At 56.2% G+C, this 19658-nt stretch carries 17 protein-coding genes; 8 read left to right on the forward strand and 9 right to left on the reverse strand.

Features of this window, described 5'->3' with window-relative positions; all coding sequences use genetic code 11:
• Window positions 1-139: 139 nt before the first annotated feature.
• Window positions 140-1717, reverse strand: coding sequence for a CpaE/TadZ family protein (locus FB556_RS11595; protein ID WP_141867900.1), 1578 nt, complete (start codon window positions 1715-1717; stop codon window positions 140-142).
• 6 nt (window positions 1718-1723) lie between these two features.
• Window positions 1724-2362 (reverse strand): flagellar biosynthesis protein FlgA, encoded by a 639-nt coding sequence (locus FB556_RS11600; RefSeq protein ID WP_141867902.1) that lies wholly within the window; start codon window positions 2360-2362, stop codon window positions 1724-1726.
• Window positions 2363-2566: 204 nt separating this feature from the next.
• Between FB556_RS11600 and FB556_RS11605 the strand changes: the two genes are divergently transcribed.
• Window positions 2567-2788: a helix-turn-helix domain-containing protein gene (locus FB556_RS11605; RefSeq protein ID WP_141867904.1), complete on the forward strand. Its 222-nt coding sequence runs from the start codon at window positions 2567-2569 to the stop codon at window positions 2786-2788.
• Window positions 2789-2797: 9 nt separating this feature from the next.
• On the opposite strand, the gene FB556_RS11610 is transcribed toward FB556_RS11605, so the two are convergent.
• Window positions 2798-3370, reverse strand: coding sequence for a hypothetical protein (locus FB556_RS11610; protein WP_141867906.1), 573 nt, complete (start codon window positions 3368-3370; stop codon window positions 2798-2800).
• 208 nt (window positions 3371-3578) lie between these two features.
• Between FB556_RS11610 and FB556_RS11615 the strand changes: the two genes are divergently transcribed.
• Together FB556_RS11615 and FB556_RS11620 are read left to right on the forward strand one after the other, a co-directional pair.
• Window positions 3579-4586, forward strand: coding sequence for a hypothetical protein (locus FB556_RS11615; RefSeq protein WP_141867908.1), 1008 nt, complete (start codon window positions 3579-3581; stop codon window positions 4584-4586).
• Window positions 4587-4621: 35 nt separating this feature from the next.
• Entirely contained in the window at window positions 4622-5269 is a 648-nt protein-coding gene (locus FB556_RS11620) for an Rv3235 family protein (RefSeq protein ID WP_141867910.1), read from the forward strand.
• Here the strand turns inward: FB556_RS11620 and secA are convergent.
• The 6 genes from secA to mtrA all read right to left on the reverse strand — a co-directional run bounded on the left by secA (window position 5266) and on the right by mtrA (window position 13974).
• A complete protein-coding gene (gene secA, locus FB556_RS11625; RefSeq protein ID WP_141867912.1) occupies window positions 5266-8013 on the reverse strand; it encodes a preprotein translocase subunit SecA in 2748 nt (915 codons plus the stop codon). The genes FB556_RS11620 and secA overlap by 4 nt on opposite strands.
• Window positions 8014-8170: 157 nt before the next feature.
• Entirely contained in the window at window positions 8171-8848 is a 678-nt protein-coding gene (gene hpf / locus FB556_RS11630; RefSeq protein ID WP_141867914.1) for a ribosome hibernation-promoting factor, HPF/YfiA family, read from the reverse strand.
• A 183-nt stretch (window positions 8849-9031) separates the two neighbouring features.
• Window positions 9032-9799 (reverse strand): ComF family protein, encoded by a 768-nt coding sequence (locus FB556_RS11635; protein ID WP_141867916.1) that lies wholly within the window; start codon window positions 9797-9799, stop codon window positions 9032-9034.
• Window positions 9800-9859: 60 nt separating this feature from the next.
• Window positions 9860-11551 (reverse strand): LpqB family beta-propeller domain-containing protein, encoded by a 1692-nt coding sequence (locus FB556_RS11640; RefSeq protein ID WP_141867918.1) that lies wholly within the window; start codon window positions 11549-11551, stop codon window positions 9860-9862.
• A complete protein-coding gene (mtrB, locus tag FB556_RS11645) occupies window positions 11548-13299 on the reverse strand; it encodes an MtrAB system histidine kinase MtrB (protein ID WP_246057450.1) in 1752 nt (583 codons plus the stop codon). Before mtrB ends, FB556_RS11640 begins: the two co-directional genes overlap by 4 nt.
• Window positions 13300-13302: 3 nt before the next feature.
• Window positions 13303-13974, reverse strand: coding sequence for an MtrAB system response regulator MtrA (gene mtrA / locus FB556_RS11650; RefSeq protein WP_141867920.1), 672 nt, complete (start codon window positions 13972-13974; stop codon window positions 13303-13305).
• 208 nt (window positions 13975-14182) lie between these two features.
• On the opposite strand from mtrA, the gene FB556_RS11655 reads away from it, so the two are divergent.
• From FB556_RS11655 to FB556_RS11675, 5 genes are read left to right on the forward strand one after another with little or no spacing between them, the layout of a single operon-like run.
• The gene (locus FB556_RS11655) at window positions 14183-15571 is read left to right on the forward strand and encodes a DUF3824 domain-containing protein (protein WP_141867922.1); all 1389 of its coding nucleotides are present in this window, start codon (window positions 14183-14185) and stop codon (window positions 15569-15571) included.
• Window positions 15568-16212 carry a DUF4129 domain-containing protein gene (locus FB556_RS11660; protein ID WP_141867924.1) on the forward strand — a complete coding sequence of 215 codons (645 nt, stop codon included), beginning with the start codon at window positions 15568-15570 and terminating at the stop codon, window positions 16210-16212. The genes FB556_RS11655 and FB556_RS11660 overlap by 4 nt, the downstream gene beginning before the upstream one ends.
• Window positions 16209-17405 (forward strand): hypothetical protein, encoded by a 1197-nt coding sequence (locus tag FB556_RS11665; protein ID WP_141867926.1) that lies wholly within the window; start codon window positions 16209-16211, stop codon window positions 17403-17405. The genes FB556_RS11660 and FB556_RS11665 overlap by 4 nt, the downstream gene beginning before the upstream one ends.
• A complete protein-coding gene (locus FB556_RS11670; protein WP_141867928.1) occupies window positions 17402-18355 on the forward strand; it encodes an AAA family ATPase in 954 nt (317 codons plus the stop codon). The genes FB556_RS11665 and FB556_RS11670 overlap by 4 nt, the downstream gene beginning before the upstream one ends.
• Window positions 18355-19647, forward strand: a complete 1293-nt coding sequence (locus tag FB556_RS11675) for a DUF58 domain-containing protein (RefSeq protein WP_141867930.1) — start codon at window positions 18355-18357, stop codon at window positions 19645-19647. Before FB556_RS11670 ends, FB556_RS11675 begins: the two co-directional genes overlap by 1 nt.
• Window positions 19648-19658: the final 11 nt, after the last annotated feature.

The raw sequence follows: 19658 nt of genomic DNA on the forward strand, positions 1-19658 counted from the left end.
TGCAACTTTCTGTTGAAATCTTCTGATGACGGCGCCATTGCCGCCACCAAACACCCTAGCTTCTGGCCAGGTGGCACAACAGGGTTGATGCACAATCTGCTTGGTGACACCAGCTCCTGAGATTGGCTGATGCTGGCGGTTACGAGTTGTTGATGAACTTCAAGAGCTTCGTCGGTGATTTCCGCTTGGCCGAGGCGGCGTTGGTCGTGTTCGCCAGGCTTGGGATACAAGCCTGCATGAGTCGTTGAATAGCTAGACGAATCTCTGCCTTCGGTGCGCTTTCCGCCAATGTTTTTCCGGCAAGCAGGGCACCAGCGGTAACCTCCGGTGCCCACCCAATGAATTGTTGCAACGGCACTTTCGGCCCAAAGCGCTCCCAAGCCCCGCGCAGTTGTCGTTTCGGGCTCAGACCTGATGTCATCGACGTGACCTTATTGACGATGGGTATGATATCGCCGTCGGTGGTTTCCATCAGATGCTCCAGGTCTTTCATGAACCTGACAAAACCAACCGGATCCCCGGTTCCCACCGCAATGATGTTCTCTGCGTTCGTGACGGCAGTGACGGTGGTGGCGTTTCGCTGAGGTGCTGGGATATCGAAGCTGAGCTCTTCGTCTTGCTCAAGTCCGAATCCACAGTCAATAATGATCACGTCCCAACCCTGACGTGCCACATCTAGAACGTGTGCCCACGCCGCCGCGCGCACCTGCGGCCAGCGCTCCGAACGGGTCAAGCCCGTGATCACCTCCACGCTGGCACCGTGAACCGTGACGCGTTGCGTAAAAGCGGCCAGACCTTCGGCATCGAGTCCTCGATGCTCAGCTGCACGGCAGGCTTGAGCAATGGCGGCGCTGTCTTCTAGTAGTCCCAGATGCACAGAGACCGCTGCTCCGTATGTATCAGCGTCGATCAATAGCGTTCGGTGCCCGGTTAGTGCTGCTTCCATTGCTAAATTTACCGCGATGGTTGTCACTCCGGGTGAGCCGATGGGACCCCACACGGCCGTGATATGGCCGCGGTTCGTGCCTTCTGCCTCGCCAGGCTGCTCAGGATCGCCCGTGCCAGGTGCAGAAGGTGCTATGACCTCTTGGTTAGGACCGGTTACGTGACCGGTCGGACGAGGCTTGTCCCCGAACGTATCGCCGGTACTGACTTCTTCCATCTCAAAAGCGTCGTGCACGGCGCTATGATCCGCGTTTACAGCAGGCTCCATCAGGCTCTGTGGGAGATCTTTGGCAGGATCATACGGCGCAGCTCGGCGGCCACGACGTCGTGTAGACGCGGTATCAGGATCAAGTTCCGCTAACACCTGAAGATCGGCTGGACTCAACGACGAGTCTGCTTGCGGCTGTGGGATTACCTCGTGAATGTGGACGGTTTGCAACCAGTCGACCAGTTCAGGCCCAGAAAGCTGCGCGGAGGCGACAGGAATACCAAGCTCGGTGAGACGCTGACGATCATCGACGACGTCGCTTATGGCCGCCAGTCTCGGGCCGCGACCGTCAGCGCCTTTAAGTTGCTGCAGGGTTTCCAAACTCACCAGGTCAAAGTCATCTGCGACCAGGACGATGTCTACAAGCCCCGAGCGGGCCACCGCCATCAATTCAGCGAAGATGTGGCACCGATGGGTAATCGTGACGTCCGAGCGTGTGGATTCGATCGGCGTGACATGATCGAAACGCGGATTGATGGTGGTCGCAACATTGAGTACTGCCATGTCCGATCAATCCCCCGAGATGGATGGCACCAGTGAAATTTTCGCGCCGTTGGCCTGAGCATCTAAGACTCCCGGCAATGCATCTTGAGAGAGCATGAGATATACGGTCGTGGTATCTGCTGCAGCAAAGGCCGAAGTGTTGTCGTCTATGCCCACGACCTCTGCGCTGGTGATGAGTTTGTGCGGTTCCTCAAATCCTCGACCGTTGCTATCGGCCAAAGCAACCCACACATCAGCCCGAGACCCGGTAGTAACGGAGGCGGGCATGTCTTCTGATACCCGAATACCAACCTGCTGCCGCCCGCCTGGATCGGCTTCGTTGACTTGTCGGTGCGCTAAAAATTCGCCCTGTAGCACTGTCGAGGCCACATAGAATTCCGCGGGGAGTTCGCGTTCGGCCGGCCAGTACATGGTCGCGGCTTCAGACATGCTGGCTTGGACGATATGAAAGTCGTCAGCTTTGACCTTCGCTCCGGGCACGATATCCACCGACGCCGCCCAATAGCCTTGCCGGGAATCCGCGGACTGCATGAGAGCAACCACACCGGCAACGGATAGAACAACAAGAATGACACCTACAATCAAGCGCGGATCGCGCCATCCAGGCGTGCGGATACGGGGAGCTTCTGCGGGTTTATCGTTCACGGGTTTTCCTCAAGGGCAGGTACAGTCATCTACTGTGACGGATTGCAAGAAGGAATAATAGGGCTGGTCGCCCAACGGAAGGTAATACTGAGAGATGCGAGTCAGGGCTAGGCTAACGCATATCGCCCCACTTGTGAACACTCGACAACTCACGTAATCTAAAATCATCAAATGACCCTAAAATGTGCGACTTTAGGAGCTGCAGTGCCTCGCTTTATGACTCTGACGGATGTTGCAGAAGAACTCCAAATCTCCACCGCAGCAGTCCGCAATATGGTCCTCAGAGGGGAACTTGAAGCTTTCCAAATCGGCGGCCGTGGTCAGTGGCGCGTTGATTCCCAAAAGTTCGAGGAGTTTATCGAACAGCTCCACGAAGAACAACGCCAGCGCGTGGCGGAAGAACAGCCCGCCGATCAACCTCAGTGACGTCTAAATTCAGGCGAGGTCATCAAGACCCATGGGCGACGCCCTCACCAGTTGGATCACGTCCGTTGGAATAATGCGACCACCCTGCAAGGCTGACGAGCGCCGAAACTCGTCGCGCGCGTGTAACGCTACATCGATATGATCCTTGCCAACGCGATCAATCGTCCCTTCTGCAAGTACCACCCCGCGTTTTGATACAACTTGTACTGGCTCACGGCGTCGCGCCAATGCTCTATATATAGCTAGCACACTTGGCCCAGCCTGTAAGGGTCGAGACGGCACCGCTGCTCGGTTCAAACCTGTCTCGACACCCACGATTGCATCTCGCAACACGATGAGCGAACCAGTCTCGTCGGTGCCACCAACCCAAGCTGGGCCAATAGCTTTCATCTTTAGAGTTTGAACCCGTCCGTCTGCCAAAGTCATGCGAACATCCTGGCCTAATGCCCCGCGGAGTCGGTCCATTAAGGTGAGCTCCGCCCAAATGCCTCGGGTCAGTTCGGCCGCATCTTGTTCAACAGCTTGCCACTGGCCAAACCGTAACTGCGCTTCGAGATCGGTGAATAAATCATTCCATCGCATGAGTTCACTCTAAAACCATATCCGCTTGAATTCACGGGTTGGTTGCGCAGCCCAGCCCTATCTGTCAGACCCTGCCGCCTGCCTGGTTCATCTAAAATAATCAAAAGATATCAAACAGCATATACTGACCTTTACTTGAATCATTGACATCTAAATGACATTTCTGACAAGCTACAGTCACCTTGATCCCATCGCTTCAGGAGACAGTATGACAATGCATATGGCACAAGAGAAGCAGCAGGCTGGCGTGGAAGATATCTTGCTTGCCATACTCGGGGTGGTTTCTGGCCCCCTTCTCTGGTGGATGGGCCAAAGCTGGAAGTCCCAACCTGCGGCCTCCTCGCTACATACCTTGGAATACTGGATCGCCCTGATATGCGGCCTCGTAGGCGCGGCCCTGGCGGCAGTCTGGTTGATTTTTCTTGTCGCTGGTATGGCCTTCGTTATCGGTGTCAAAACGCGTCGTACTGCTGTGACTTACTGGTCTGAGCTCTTCACCCCGAGGTTTCTTCGCCGCATCCTTATATCAGCATTGGGTGCTCAACTCGCATTTTCCTCCCAAGCTGTTGCGTCTCCTGAGCATGAAGAGACGTCCCGAGCAAGCCAGAGCGTGTCCAAGCCAGAAGCCTTCATGCCGTATGTAGAGGCACCAACCGAGGCACACACAGACAACCTGGAGGACGAGCTTGCGCTTGACTCACATAGCCCAGTTCCCGACGCTCTCAGCCTCTCACCAACCTCTCACGAGCTCAGCCCAAATACCGCAACGCCTACTTTGTCGCCTCAACCTCGAGCAACAAGTCACGTGGTCATCGCACCCAAAGTCACATCAACGATGAATGACTCAGCAAAACTCACTCCCATGCCGCGGCAAACATCGACCATTTCAGAGGAAGCGGAACCGCTTCGTCAAGAGACTTCAGATGCACACGCTGAAAGCCACCGATCACAGAAGTTCCTCCCCCAGCCCGTCCCTGTTTCACCGCACGTCTACTCGCCGCCAGTGAGTGATGAGACGACGCAAAATATATTTGTTGTCAAAGCTGGTGATTGTCTATGGGACATCGCTCACTACGAGTTGGGCGCCGACGCCACCCTGTTCCAAATCGACAACAGGTGGAGACAGTGGTGGGAGCACAACTACCACGTACTTGGCGATGACCCACACACCATTCAGCCGGGAAGCCTTCTCGAGATTCCTCCATTTACTGACTAACCAGCCAGCCTATTCTCACGCCCAAGGAGAAGAACATGTCCACCGCACTTCATGAATCATCACTCCCTGACGAACCAGATCGTACGGAGAAGACCAGACCGGCTCCCTCGCACCTGCATGCTCTTTCGGAACAACAACTACAAATAACACCCGTCTCAACACTACGAGCAACGAACGCTCGGCTGGTGGCTCGGTTAGATGATGTCCCCAGAGATCCGGTAGATGAATATGAGCCATCAAAATCTGCCGAACCCCGACGGCTGACGCGTGCATTTTCAGCTCGCACCACTACCTCGTCGCCCATTGCTGATCGGCGCTACCGTCAACAATTAGCATCCATAAAAAAGATGACCCAGACGATTGGGGCAGCGTTTATTGAAGCCGAACTGGGAATCCGCCCGTATATGCAGCTCAGTGCCTGGATAGAATTAGAGCTCTTTCATAAACTCCGGGCACGAGTTGAACATAGCGTCAATGAAAAGTATTTAGCAGCCCGACGCGGCGATGAAGGATCAAAAAAGGTGCCATCGATAGAAACCCTTGGTGTTCGCGCATCTCCAAAGGCCAATGGAGAATGGGAGTCATCCATGACCATTCGAGTGGGTCAACGTGCCCGAGCGATCGCGATGCGATTACAGCTGCATCGCAACCGCTGGCGAGTCATCGCTTTTGAGGTCGGTTAGGAGTCACGACGAGCCTTCTTTGCAGCTTTCCGAGCCTCGCGTTCCTCTGCTTTTCGTTCCGCACGAGACTTCTGTTCGGTCGTGACTTGTTGACCATCGGCCGCGCGCGTTTGTGTCGTGGTCGCACCCGGGGCTGCTGCAGATGGACCGGAAAATTGTAGGGGTTGCTGCTGCTTGGCACCAAAGTTTGCAATCTGAGAGAAGTCAGCAGCGACCCCTGGCATTTTCGAACCGACTTTCACTTCAGGTTTGCGAACCTTCAGGTGGAAAAGCTTGTACACGGTGTCTTCGCGAATAGCCTGCATCATGGATTGGAACATGGTGTGGCCCTCACGCTGATACTCCACGAGTGGGTCGCGTTGCGCCATGGCGCGCAAGCCCACTCCTTCGCGGAGGTAGTCCATTTCGTAGAGATGTTCTTGCCACTTTTGGCCAATAGTTTCAAGCAGCACACGACGCTCTAAATCCCGAAGGAGTTCTTCACCGAGTTCTTCTTCACGAATCCCGTAAAGGACCTGTGCATCCGAGATCAGTTCCCGTTTCAAATCAGCTGGTTTTATTGATGAGAGTGACCCTAATTCGGACTCGATGTCCTCCTGGGTCAACGACACAGGGTAGAGACCTTTGAGGTTTTGCCATAGCTGATCGCCATCCACTTCCTCATTGCTCTCTACGAGGTACGCTTCGTCAACAATGTCAGCAATGGATGCCTCGATGAACTCATAAACTCGCGACTCGAGATCTTCGCCTTCCAGAATGTGGCGTCGATCCGTGTAAATCGCCTCGCGCTGGGAATTCATAACCTGGTCGTATTTCAATAAGTCTTTGCGCTGCTGCGTGTTGCGCTCTTCCACGGTAGCCTGTGCACGCTCAATGGCTTTGGTTACCATCTTGGCTTCCAGTGGCATATCGTCAGGATAGTTACTCATACTCATCACACGCTGTGCCATGCCAGCGTTGAATAACCGCAACAGATCATCGGTCATTGACAGGTAGAATCGGGACTCACCAGGATCACCTTGACGCCCAGAGCGACCACGAAGCTGATTATCGATGCGACGTGACTCGTGACGTTCAGTCCCCAGCACATAGAGCCCACCCGCAGTTTTAACCGCTTCACGTTCTTCTTCACTATCAGCTTGAGCCTTGGCAAAGACTTCATCCCAAACTGCTTCGTATTCTTCAGGATGTTCTTCCGGATCGAGCCCACGGCGGTGCATCTCAGCGACCGCGGTGAACTCTGCGTTACCGCCCAAAATGATGTCGGTACCGCGTCCAGCCATGTTGGTCGCCACGGTAACGGCTCCCAGTCGTCCGGCCTGTGCAATAATCGCAGCTTCACGAGCATAGTTCTTAGCGTTGAGAACCTCGTGTCGAATGCCCTCTTTGGCTAGCATTTTGGAAACGTACTCGGATTTCTCTACCGAAGTCGTACCGATCAAAATGGGCTGTTTCGTCTTGTGACGTTCCACCACGTCCTTGACGACGGCTTCAAACTTGGCTTTCTCGTGTTTGAACACGAGGTCCTGCTGATCGTGACGCTGGACCTCCCGGTGGGTTGGAATTGGTACGACGCCGAGGTTATAGGTCGACATGAACTCGCCGGCTTCAGTTTCTGCGGTACCAGTCATGCCCGACAGCTTTTTGTATTTCCGGAAGTAATTCTGCAGCGTGACAGAAGCTAGGGTCTGGTTTTCGGCTTGGACTTTAACTTTTTCTTTGGCTTCAATGGCCTGGTGCAGCCCGTCGGAGAGTCGTCGACCTGGCAACATACGACCGGTATGTTCATCAACGATTCGTACTTCGCCGTCGATAATTTCGTATTCACGACCACGTAGGAAGAGCTCTTTGGCCCGAATAGCGTTGTTGAGGTGGCCGATCAGCGGCGTATTGGCAGATTCGTAAAGGTTTTCGATACCAAGCCAGTCTTCAACCTTGTCGATACCTTTTTCCAGGACCGACACGGTACGTTTCTTTTCATCGATTTCGTAATCCACGTCGCGTTTGAGACGCGGAGCGAGGGAAGCAAATTGCGAGTACCAGCCAGAAACATCGCCCTGCGCTGGACCGGAAATAATAAGTGGAGTGCGCGCCTCATCGATCAGGATCGAGTCGATCTCGTCGACGATCGCAAACCCGTGGCCACGTTGGACCATGTCGGCCATATTCATGACCATGTTGTCACGTAGGTAGTCGAAACCAAATTCGTTGTTGGTTCCATACGTGATATCGGCGTCATATTGCGCTTTACGTTCCGAAGGTGGTAGACCGGATGAGACCACGCCCGTAGACATCCCGAGGAAACGGAAGATACGTCCCATCAGTTCGGATTGGTATTCGGCCAAATAGTCGTTGACCGTCACGATATGCACAGGATCACCAGACAGTGCGTTCAGGTATGCCGGTGCCGTAGCCACTAGGGTTTTACCTTCACCGGTTTTCATCTCGGCAATCAAGCCTTCGTGCAACGCCGCACCACCCATGAGCTGGACATCGAAATGACGCAACCCAACTGTTCTGGAAGCGGCTTCACGCACAGCGGCGAACGCCTCTGGCAGCAAAGTATCTAGGCTGACGCCGTCGGCTATCTGTGCTTTGAAGGCGTCTGTTTCGGCCCGGAGTTCGGCGTCACTGAGCGATTTGAAGTCATCTTCAACAGCATTGACGGCGTCCGCATATTGCCGCAGGCGTTTAAGGACCCGTTTCTCACCGGTTCGCAGAATCCGTTCAATAAATGATGCCACGTGTCTTGTACTCCCGAAATCTTTATTCTCTCAGCGGGGCTCCCGCATACTATTGACAGTCTACGTCGCCCGGGTTTGTGGACACCAAATCCACATGCTACTGACATACATGATGCCCCACCGATTGCCGGTGGGGCATCACTTTTAGCAATCCGCTTTAGGCTTCAGCTTGGCGATAATCCCGAGTGGTTTCAGATTCTTCGTCTCCCATGGCGATGACACCGTAGGACCAACCACGACGACGGTATGCAACCGATGGCAGATCTGTTTCTTCATCGATAAACAGGTAGAAGTCGTGTCCGACTAACTCCATGTTGTCGATAGCATCGTCCAGATTCATCTTATGGGTCGGAAAGACCTTACGACGAATGGTGACCGGGATGTCACCATTTTGCTCTAGACGTTCCTGTTCGGCCTGCTCTTTTGCTTCAGCAGCTTGTTGTTCAAGGACTTCTTCGACCAACGAAACGTCCGATGGCACAGGGGCAAAGTTTTGGGTGATCTCTTGAACCGAAGGACGGCGACGGCCACCTTTGGCACGTTCGCGTAGCCGGCGCAGGCGCTCTTGCAGACGAGCAAACGCGTGGTCAAACGCGATTTGTTTATCGTTGTCGTTGGCCTCCGAACGAACCACGTTGCGAGGTGAGTGCAGGGTAAGTTCTGCAGTCACCTGCCCGGAAGCTCCGGTATGTGATTCACGAGAAACGAGTTTGACCTCCAAACGCTGTGCTTGTTCGGTCAATGACGAGATCTTGTCGAACTTCTCTTCGACGTAGGAACGGAAATCATCCGTCAGATCTGTGTCGCGGGCCAGGTAATTGATGTCAAGTGCCATCAAATCCTCCTCGTGTACTTAGAGCAATAAAGTCAGCGACGAAACAACAAATGTTCATCCACTGCTCCGCCGCCGAGGCTGGTCTCCATTATGTTACCCGTTGGGACGTTCTACGATAAGTTCTGGTTGGACAAATCCTGCTAGTTCCTTGAAATTCTGCCGTGCGCTAAGGCTCTTGGCCATTTAACCTCTGGGCATCACCGCCGAAAACACCACGGCTGCCACGACATCAAACCCCTGGGATTGGAGGGTACGAGTGCCCGCAGCCAGCGTGGCACCCGTCGTCAGCACGTCGTCGACCAAAATAACCGGTTCAGCTGGTTCTCGACGCCGCGTGGCGACGCGGAATTTTTTGCGCGACTGTTCTCGCCGAACCTGCACGCCTGTACCGTGGTGTGCTGCTCGAGTGAGCACATGCCAGCGCGTTTTCAACAACCCCGCATCTAAGTTCAGCGCGGGCGGGAGGTGACGAGGCAACATCGTCACCACCGGGTTATATCCCCGACGGCGCATACTGGCTCCCGACGCCGGAATGGGCACCAGCCGATAATACTCGTATCCCAGAGTTTCAATTGCATGCTGCAAGGTGCGGTAGACAATGGGACGTAGGACTCCGGCAACCTTGATGCGTTGATGGTCTTTGAATTTCAGCAACACCTTGGCCATCTCTGGGGTATAAAATGACGCCGCGAATACCGGTAACGGTTGCCCGGTGACCAGATCAAGAGGAAGTGCCTCGGCAAAATCCTGTGCCTGGAAAATTTGCTTCGTCTGTTCCTTCAACAATTGCGTACACGGCTCGCACAGCTGATGGGCGATAGCATCAGACCATACGCACAAAGAACACGGGTTCGGGACCAGCAGATTGAGCATTCCCCGCCAGGCCGCGTTCCACCCGTTTGCCAGTGATGACGTCGCTACCCGGTCCAGGGCATCCAAGAATCCTGCCATGATAAAAGTATGCCGCGTCGCCCGCCCCTCGGCGTCGAGCTCAGAGAAAAATGTGGAGAACTAGCTTGGATAGGACAATTGTGTGGGAGCACCAGATTGAGCTCGCCAGTTATTGCCGACCCGCAGGTACACGTTGTCTTGGGTTTCGGCATAAACATTGCCGGCACCCGTGGAAAAGTTCACCATGCCAAGCATAGGTTTGAAGTTGACCGACGGCCCGCTGAACCCGACGAGTTCAAGCTCGACACGTTCTCGTTCGGAGAGTCGTCCCGCTAAGATTTCCGCATTCGAATACCACTCCACAGCGTTTGGTGGTTCATCGGTTTGTAAGCGAAAAGCGTTGCCAAGAGCTTGTGGCTGGGAGTCGTCGTCGCGGATCACTCCGGCGACAAATAATTGGGCGGGGCCCTCGTCAACCTGCACGACGACGGCGGCGCGGGTGCCTTCCGGTGAAATGCGTAACGCCGAAATCTCAAGACCGCGGCCAGCCCACGGGTGCATGATCTCTAAGACCTGACCGGTACGGTTGGTATTGGCGGCAATAATGGTATTTTTTTCGGTCACGGTATAGACCCACCCGTGGACGTCCATTGTGGGAGCGATCAGTTCGGTACCGGTAGCGATTTCAAACGCCGCACTGGAATCATTGGCGACATACAACATGTCACGGTCGGCGTTGACAAATGCTGCGATATCGCCATCGCGGTTGATTGTCGGTTCGGTGGGCTCCAGCTCCGCAACATTGGGAAACCCGGGCAGTGCCGACATGGTATTGGCCTCATAGGTGACCAACTGGTTCGTCTCCGGGTGAATGCCAATCTGCGAGTTGCCCGTTATGACTGATGTCGCGGCAGGCACAAACCCACTGGGCGGTTCGTCGAATTCAATGCTGGCACGTTCACGGGTCATATTAACTTCGGAGACCCCGGGATAGCGTTGCAAGGTCAACTCCAGCTGCTGGAACATCCGGTAGCGGGCCAGATCTGACATGCCCCGAAACGTTTCGTCGGTGAAATCAACCTGCGCAATTGCGCTGGAGACCGGGATGGTATCACGGTAGAGCTCAGCGTTCGGTGGGAAGGCCGTCACCACAGCCCCTTCCAGATAACTGGCAGGCCCGTCGAGGAGCGCGTTGACGATCGTTGAGGTCTGGTCGACAGTATTGAGCATCCAGCGCACATCAGGGACCGCATATGCATAGGTCGGATCGTAAAAATACAGGGTTTGGGTATTGAAGAGGGCTCGGAATTGTGCGGCGTCGAGATTAATGCCGTCGGGCAGTTGATCGATACGCCACTGGCCATCAACCTGACTCAGGGTGAATTCGTGGTTTCGGGTCGCCCCCTCACCGGCAAGCTGGAGCACACCGGCGTCATCGAGCGAACCGACGGTGACCAGTTCCACGGTGTATTCATTGTCCCCGGTGGCATCGATAATCGGGCGCCCGGTGTAGATCGTGGTTTGCGCGGCCGGGTTCCAATTCTGGGCTGCAGTTTCGGTCAGGAACTCTCGGGCAGTCGAAAAGTCCCCCTGAATACCGGTAGCCGCCAGGATAAACCCGTTAATGATCGATGTTGGGGTTGCATCGTTGGCGGGGCCGGCTGGATTAAACGTGTAGGCGACGTCGTGATTCGTGTCGGCTTGTTGATCGGACTCGCCGACCTGGCTGGATTGCGGAAGGCTAGCACACCCGGCCAATATGACAGCGGTAACTATGGCTACGAGGAGCTGATATAACCTCGCAGTGCTCATGGCCGCTCTTTTCGGGGGTGATACAGATGCTGTTCAGTGATGCGGTTCAGCACTGACGAGGCATCCGGTTGGCTCTGGGAAACATCGACGTCGCGCGGCGAGATCCTCTGGGCCCGGTCATATTCAGGTGGCAAGCTCAACGGGGGTTCACCCGACACGACCGTGCCGGAAATGCGTGGCAGCGTCAAGCGGAAAGCCGAGCCCTGCTCGGGGCGTCCCCACGCATCGAGTGTGCCGTTGTGTAAGCGGGTATCTTCGACGGCGATCGCCAGACCCAGGCCGGAACCGCCGGTCGTGCGGGTGCGGGCAGGGTCAGCGCGCCAAAAGCGATCGAACACGTGGTCGAGTTGATCTTCGGTCATGCCCATGCCGTGGTCGCGTACGACGATCGACACGGATGTATCATCGCCCTGAATGATGACATCTACTGGATTGGATTCGCCGTGTTCAATCGCATTATTGACCAGATTACGCAGGATACGTTCGATGCGGCGGGAGTCGACGTCGGAGGTAAAGTTCTGTCCTTTGGCCACGATGGACAGTTGGGTGTTCGTTTTATCGGCCAGCGGTTGCGCGGTGAGGGCGACGTCAGCGGCTAAGTGAAGTAGATCGGTCTTTTCGACGGCGACCTGGGCTGCCCCGGCGTCGAAGCGCGAGATTTCTAAGAGGTCTTCAAGGAGGGCTTGGAACCGTTCGACCTGGTGGTGCATCAGCTCCGTGGAGCGTCGCAGCACGGGGTCAAGCTCGCTTCGGGATTCGTACAGGACCTCCGAGGCCATGGCCACGGTGGTCAGCGGGGTGCGTAACTCGTGGGACACATCGGAAACGAAACGCTGCTGAATTTGCGACAGGTCGGCCAGCTGGGTGATCTGGTCCTGAATGTTGTCGGCCATCTTATTGAACGATTCCGACAGGGACCCGATCTCATCGGTGCGTTGGACATCCATGCGAACCGAGAGGTCGCCAGAAGATAACCACTCAGCGGTTTGAGCGGCTTGTTGGATGGGCTTGCCCACCGAACGGGTAACCCACAGTGCGATCCCAATGTTCATAAACACTAAGACCACACCGGCAACCAACAGCACATTCATCAGGTAGTCGATCGTGGCTTGGACGTCGGCCAGGTCATAGATGAAATACAGCGCATAGTAGTTCCCCGGTGGCAGCACAACCTGGGTACCAAAAGCGAGACCGGGTTGGGTCGAACCGGCATCGGGCAGAGCGATCGACTGGTAGTAAATGCCATTGCCGGAAGCCACCTGGTCGGCCAGTTCATCGGTAATGAGCTGTTCGGTTGCTCCCCCTGAGCTCATCGAGCCGACATATAAGCTGTCGTCTTCTTCGAGTGGGACGAGCAAAAAGTCGCGGGCGAATGCCGTATCGTCTGTGGTCAGTTGGCGCAGAGTGTCAGCGACTAATGAGGTCGTGGAATCCTCATCTGCGGTTGCTGCGTTTTCAAAAACCTGGCGGGTTTGCTGCAGCGCGTGGTTAGCTTCGGCCTGCACCTGATTAAAACGAGACTGAAAGAGCCCCGAAGTAATCTGCTGGGTCAGAAAGAAGGCGAGAAAGAGCGATCCGATGATCGTGGCGGCTGCGGCAATCACCGCGGTGCGCAGCGCCATCGAGGAGTCCCATTCCCGGATGAAGCGTCGTCGAGTCCGGTCAAACATCCCGACAAACCGCTTGAACCAGCCTTGTCGGGGTTCTTCGTACAGGTCCTCGGAGGGGGCAGCGGCGTCTGTGGACATAAGCTAGCCGGCTTTGTATCCAACTCCGCGCACGGTGAGGATCACTTCGGGTTTATCGGGATCTTTTTCCACTTTGGCCCGCAACCGCTGCACATGCACGTTGACCAACCGGGCATCGCCTTGGTGGCGGTAGCCCCAGATCTCTTCGAGTAATTCTTCACGGGTCAGCACCTGGCCCGGACGACGGGCGAGTTCAACCAGGAGGTCAAATTCCAGCGGGGTGAGGTTCAGATTGACGCCGTCGCGAGTCACTTCGTGGCCGGCAACATCGATCGTGAGGTCCGCGATGTGTAAGGTTTCGGAGTCTTTTGGGTCCGTCTCACGGAGTCGCGCGCGCACACGTGCCACAAGCTCAGCAGGTTTAAATGGTTTTGGCACGTAGTCGTCGGCGCCGGCTTCTAGCCCGCGGACGACGTCGGCGGTTTCGGATTTCGCGGTCAGCATGACGACGGGGGTATCGGATTCTTTGCGTAACTCACGCAGAATTTCGATACCGTCTTTACCGGGTAGCATCAGGTCCAACAACACCAAATCGGGACGAACACTGCGATACATGTCATTGGCTTGACCGCCGTCATAACAAAAATAGGTCTCAAACCCATCGTTACTCAGCACGATGCCGATCATTTCGGCTAACGCTTCGTCGTCGTCAACCACTAGAATTTTGGTTTTCAACCCGCTTCCTTCCCGCGCTCCTGGCGTATCGATTACCCGTCTAAAGCATACCGGAGAAGATCCCAGAACCTGTTTTATATTGGGGATTCGCCCAATCGCGTCAAAAATGGGCAACGTTGTCGGTCCAGCGTGGTTAGAATCTGTTGTAGTAACCGGATGACGATTACTGTATCTGCACGCCCGGTATGTCCGACACTGCGAGGAGCCCATGTCTACTAACGGCCCAACTCATCCGCACCCCGAGGAACCGGGCTCTCACCAGCCGGGATCTTACGGCTGGAGCGCTCAGGGACGACCGCCCTACCCGGGGCCATCCCAACCGTCACCGTATCCACCAGCCGGGGGCCCATCGCCATATGCTCCGGTAGCGCAGCCCGGTACCTTACCGCTGCGACCGTTGACACTCGGGGATTATTTTTCGGGCATGTTCGCCGCGATCCGCAAATCCCCGGGACTGTTTTTTGGTGCAGCGCTCATCATCGGTGCGATCGCGGCGATTGTCGCGGCCACCGGCGAATTCTTTTTTCTGCGCGCATTTGGCACGACCATAGCGGACCCGACCGCAACGTTTGATGACATCTTTTCCCGTGGGGGCCTTGGATTCGTTGGGTCTCTCATGCTCTCGCAGTTAGTCCTAATGGTAGGCCAGACCTTTAACTGGGGCATGTACTCCATCATGATGGGGCGCGGCGCGATCAACATGAAAACCTCGCTCGGTCAAGGTTTTCGTTTGTTGCGCGGCCAGTGGGGCAAGCTCGTTGGGCTGCTGGCGTTGATGGTGGTTGCCCTCATCGTCGTCTACCTGGTGATGGCACTGCTGCTGGTGTTGGTTGCTGCCATTGCGTTTGCCGGTGGGGAACCGCAAAGCGGTGGGGCCATCGCGGCGACTATTTTCGCATTCCTGTTGGCCATGGCGATCCCGGGCGTTGTTGCCGTGTTCTTTGCCATCCGCTGGCACCTGATCATCCCGGCGATGGTCGTCGAAGACATTGGAATTTTCGCGGCACTGCGCCGCTCGTGGGGTCTCACCCGTGGTTATTTCTGGCGTACCTTGGGCATCGCGCTACTATTTGCTCTCATTCTGGGTATCGTGTCGGCCGTCATCACCGCCCCGCTAAGCTTCATCAGCCAGTTCGTGCTGATGTCGGCCGGCACCGAGGGCGAACTGCTTAGCTCGATGCTCATCATCACCCTTATCATTACCGCTGTGACCTCGCTGGTGAGTTTCATCGTGACCAACATGGGCGTACTAATCTCGATTATGTTCTACTACGACTATCGCTTCCGCAAAGAGGGTCTGGGACTGAGCTTCCAACACCTAGCCGCCCAACACGCCAGCGGTTCAGTCGCCGATCGATTCGACACCTCCGGACAGCAGGGGCCGGCCGCTCCCGACGAGACCAACGATTTGATTCCAGGACGCTTCACCCCCGCGACCGCCACCCAAACACCACAGAACAATCCATATGGTCAGCCTCCACAATTTGGTGGCGGTTATCCACCGAGTCAATATCCACCATATTCAGGTCCCGCTGGACCGACTGATCCGTCGGGGCCACCTCAAATGCCACCAACCCCACCGGGGCCGCGTGCATGACGTCCATTCCTTGGACGCCCGATGACGACGACGCCCGACGTCTACTTGATGAACGGATCGACTCCTACGACGTCGACCCCACCGGGATGAGCTGGTGGGAACGTGTGTTGCAGTGGCTCAATGATGCCTTGAAACTCAACGTCGATGTCTCCGGAACGGGCAATCTCGTCACTCTAGGTTTCCTCGTTCTCGCCGTGGTTGTCTTGGCGTTTTTGCTGTTTCGCTTTTTTCGTCCGTCGGTCTCCCCCAGCCAGGACGCCGATGAGCTGTTGGTCGACCCCAGTATTTCAGCGGCCCAGTACCTCGACCAGGCACGCCAACTCCTGGCAGCCAAGCAGCTTGACCAGGCCTATCTGCAGGCCTATCGCGCCATGGTACGCGCCGCCTCCGAACGGGAACTCACCGAGGTCACCCCGGCCACGACCGCCACCGTGTTTGGCTGGTCACTGGGCGGCGTCTTGCCTGCGTATCGCACCGCGATCCATGAGGCTTCAGAAAAATTCAATGAGATTAGCTACGGTAGCGCCCACCCATCACAACAAGCCACTGAATCCATCGTGCATCTGGCCGCCACGGTGGCCGTGGCTACACCGACCACGCCACACCCGCACCAGAACCCGGCCAGGTTGATGCCGCGATGACCCAACAACGTCGCAGAACAGGGCTCGTGCTGCTCGTCTCGCTCATCATCGCCGTCTGGTTGGCGGTCATGGTGTGGATTGCACTGCAACCGCAGCGCGCCGACGGAAGTCTCGGCATCGACGATCAAACCGACGACGGGGCAGCCGCGCTGACCAGTGTGCTTACCGATTATGGGATTGCGGTGCGGCCGGCCCAGTCGATGACGCAATTGCGTTCCGAACTCCAACGCCACCCCGACGCCACGGTGTTATTTCACGATAAATACCAGGCCATGTCCTCCGCCTCCTACGAGCGCCTCGCCGAATTAGCGCAGCTGGTGCCCGCCGAGCAACGAGTTTTTGCCGGGGTGACGGACTCGCAACAGCTCGACCTAGTCAGCGGGGTATACGAGACCCGAAACGTCGGTTTCGTAGAGCACCTCGAAGCTGGTCCCAGCTGCCAGCTTGGCGCAGCCCAAGAAGCCGACGCCATCGGCGGGTTCCGTCAAGGTGTCGTCATTGACGACGATGCCCTGGGGTGTTTCGCGGTCGTCGATGACTCAACCGGCCAGTCCGAGCCAGCCTACGCCTTTGCTGAAAGTACCGAAGGGTCGATCATTTTTGCCGACTGGCGGATGCTCTCTAATGCGGGGCTGTATGACAACGGCACCGCAACCCTTGCCCTGTGGACGCTAGGCCGGGCCGATACCGTGATTTGGTTTCAACCTGATTTCCAGTTTGACCCGGATACTGACGGCAAGCTTTCGCCGGTCCAATTGCCCGACTGGGCTCGGATGGGTATCGTCTGGGCGGTCATTGTCACCGGCATCTGGTTGTTTTATCGCGGACGACGCACCGGCCCCGTAATCGTCGAGCCCTTACCTGCCGAAGTCCCTGCGGCTGAAACCACAGTGGGCCGCGGACGGATGTATGCCAAAACTAAACAACGGCGTCACGCCCTGGGCACCATTCAACAGGCATCGCTTGCCTGCCTGGCACGATTGCTGCGCCTGGGTGTCCAGGCATCGCCCGATGCGATTCTACACGAAACCGCATCGCAGTTGGCCATGCCACGTACCGATGTGCAACGGCTTTATACCCCGCCCACCGATCAGCTGAGCACACACGAATTCGTGGCCTGGGCCAATCAGTTACAAGACCTCGAACATCAGGTGCGTGACCGTCTCAGCACGCCAACAAAGGAGTCCTCGTGAATACCACCACCCGCCCCGATCTCAACCACGTCCGAGAAGAGGTCGCCAAAGCCGTGGTCGGGCAAGACCACGCCGTCACTTCGCTGCTCATCGGATTGCTTGCCGAGGGACACGTGCTGCTAGAAGGGGTGCCCGGGGTGGCTAAAACGCTGGTAGTACGCAGCCTCTCGGAGGCCATGGACTTGCGCAACACGCGCGTGCAGTTCACCCCGGATTTGATGCCCGGTGATGTGACCGGGTCATTGATTTATGACTCCTCGACCGCTGAGTTCCGCTTCCGCGAGGGACCGGTGTTCACCAACCTCATGTTGGCCGATGAGATCAACCGAACGCCGCCGAAAACGCAGGCCGCGCTGCTCGAAGCGATGGAAGAACACCAAGTCTCAGTCGATGGCACGACCTATCCGTTACCCGAGCCGTTCATGGTGATCGCCACCCAGAACCCGATCGAATACGAGGGCACCTATCCCCTGCCTGAAGCCCAGTTGGATCGGTTTATGCTCAAGGTCAGACTCGACCTGCCCTCCCGTGAAGAAGAACTCGAGATTCTTCATCGGCACGCGACCGGCTTCCGTCCAACCGATCTGGCACAGGCCGGGCTAAAAGCGGTTGCCGATGCCGCCACGATCGAGGCTGCTCGGGCGGAGATCGCCCAGGTGAGAACTTCCACCGAGGTGTTGCGGTATATTGTCGAACTTATTCACGCGACCCGAAATTCGCCATCCTTTCAAATAGGTGTCTCCCCGCGCGGGTCCACGGCACTGATGAAAACCGCAAAGGCCTGGGCCTGGCTGGTGGGACGAGATTTCATTACTCCCGACGACGTTCAGGCCCTGTTGTTACCTTGTTTGCGCCACCGAGTATCGTTACGACCAGAAGCCGAGATGGACGGAGTGAGCATTGACCAAGTGTTGAGCGGTCTGATAGCATCCGTTCCGGTGCCGCGGTAATGTTTGTCTCGCTGCGTTTCATATGGCTGGCCGTAGCCGGGTTCATTCCCATGATCCTGTGGCCGAATTGGGGCACCGTTTTTATTCTGCTGCTGTTCTTGGGTGTACTACTTTGCCTCGACCTGTTCCTGACCCCCTCACCGCGAGCCGTTACGATCCGACGCAGTGACAATACGCCGGTGCGGTTCGATGAGTCGCTGGAAGTGTGGGTCGAAATATCAAATCGTGCAGCTCGCACAATGCGGGGACTCATTCGTGATGGTTGGCAGCCATCAGCCCGTAATACTCAGCCCGAACATCGTCTACACGTCGAGCCCGGCGGCTCTCAACGGTTCTCGTCGGTGTTGACCCCAGGCCGACGCGGAACGCTACGTACCCGAAAATTGACGGTTCGCACATACGGACCCCTGGGTCTGGGCGGTCGACAGCATACCCATCAGCATGAGGGCGAAGTAACCGTCGTTCCGCCTTTTCGTTCGCGTCGACACCTCCCGTCTCGGATTCAGCAACTGCGTGAGATTGAGGGACGTTCAGCGGTCCACAGGCCAGGAGCTGGACATGAATTTGATGCCTTGCGGGAATATGTACTGGGTGATGACGTGCGGACGATCGATTGGCGAGCGTCCGCCCGGTCGGATACCTTAATCGTACGGACCTATTGTCCCGAACGTGACCGTCGCGTTGTGGTGGTACTGGATTCCTCACGGGCTTCTGCGGTTCGAGTGGGCGACGAGACCCGATTCGATGCAGGCATTGAAGTGGCTTTATTTATTGCGGCTTTGGCCAATGCCGGTGGAGATCGGGTGGATCTGCTAACACTAGATCAAAGTATTCGCGCTCGATCCTCTTCCGAAGACAAAGGCCATCTGCTGCATCGAATGGCGACTGCCCTTTCACAAGTCTTTCCTCGACTTTTGGCCGCAGACTGGACCATTCTTCCGCCCGAAGTTTCGAAGATTACTCGCCAGAGAGCTTTAATTGTGTTGGTTACCCCATTAGACTCGGCGGCCATTGAAGAAGGTCTCATCCCGATTCTTCCGGTTCTCACTCGTCATCACGTAGTACTGATAGCCGCGGTAGCAGATCCAGAACTCGAAGACATGGTCGCCCAGCGGACAACTTCTGATGATGTGTATATCGCAGCGAGTGCTGAAGCTCAGAAGCAGCGAAATCGCAAGATGATTCAGCTGCTGAATCGCTATGGTGCAGAGGTTATTGAAGCCCTGCCGGCCGCTCTTCCCCTGGCTGTAGGAGACGCTTACCTACGACTAAAGGCTGCAGGACGCCTATAGCCTTCTATCAC

It is taken from the genome of Enteractinococcus coprophilus (assembly GCF_006716305.1).
GTDB lineage: Bacteria > Actinomycetota > Actinomycetes > Actinomycetales > Micrococcaceae > Yaniella > Yaniella coprophila.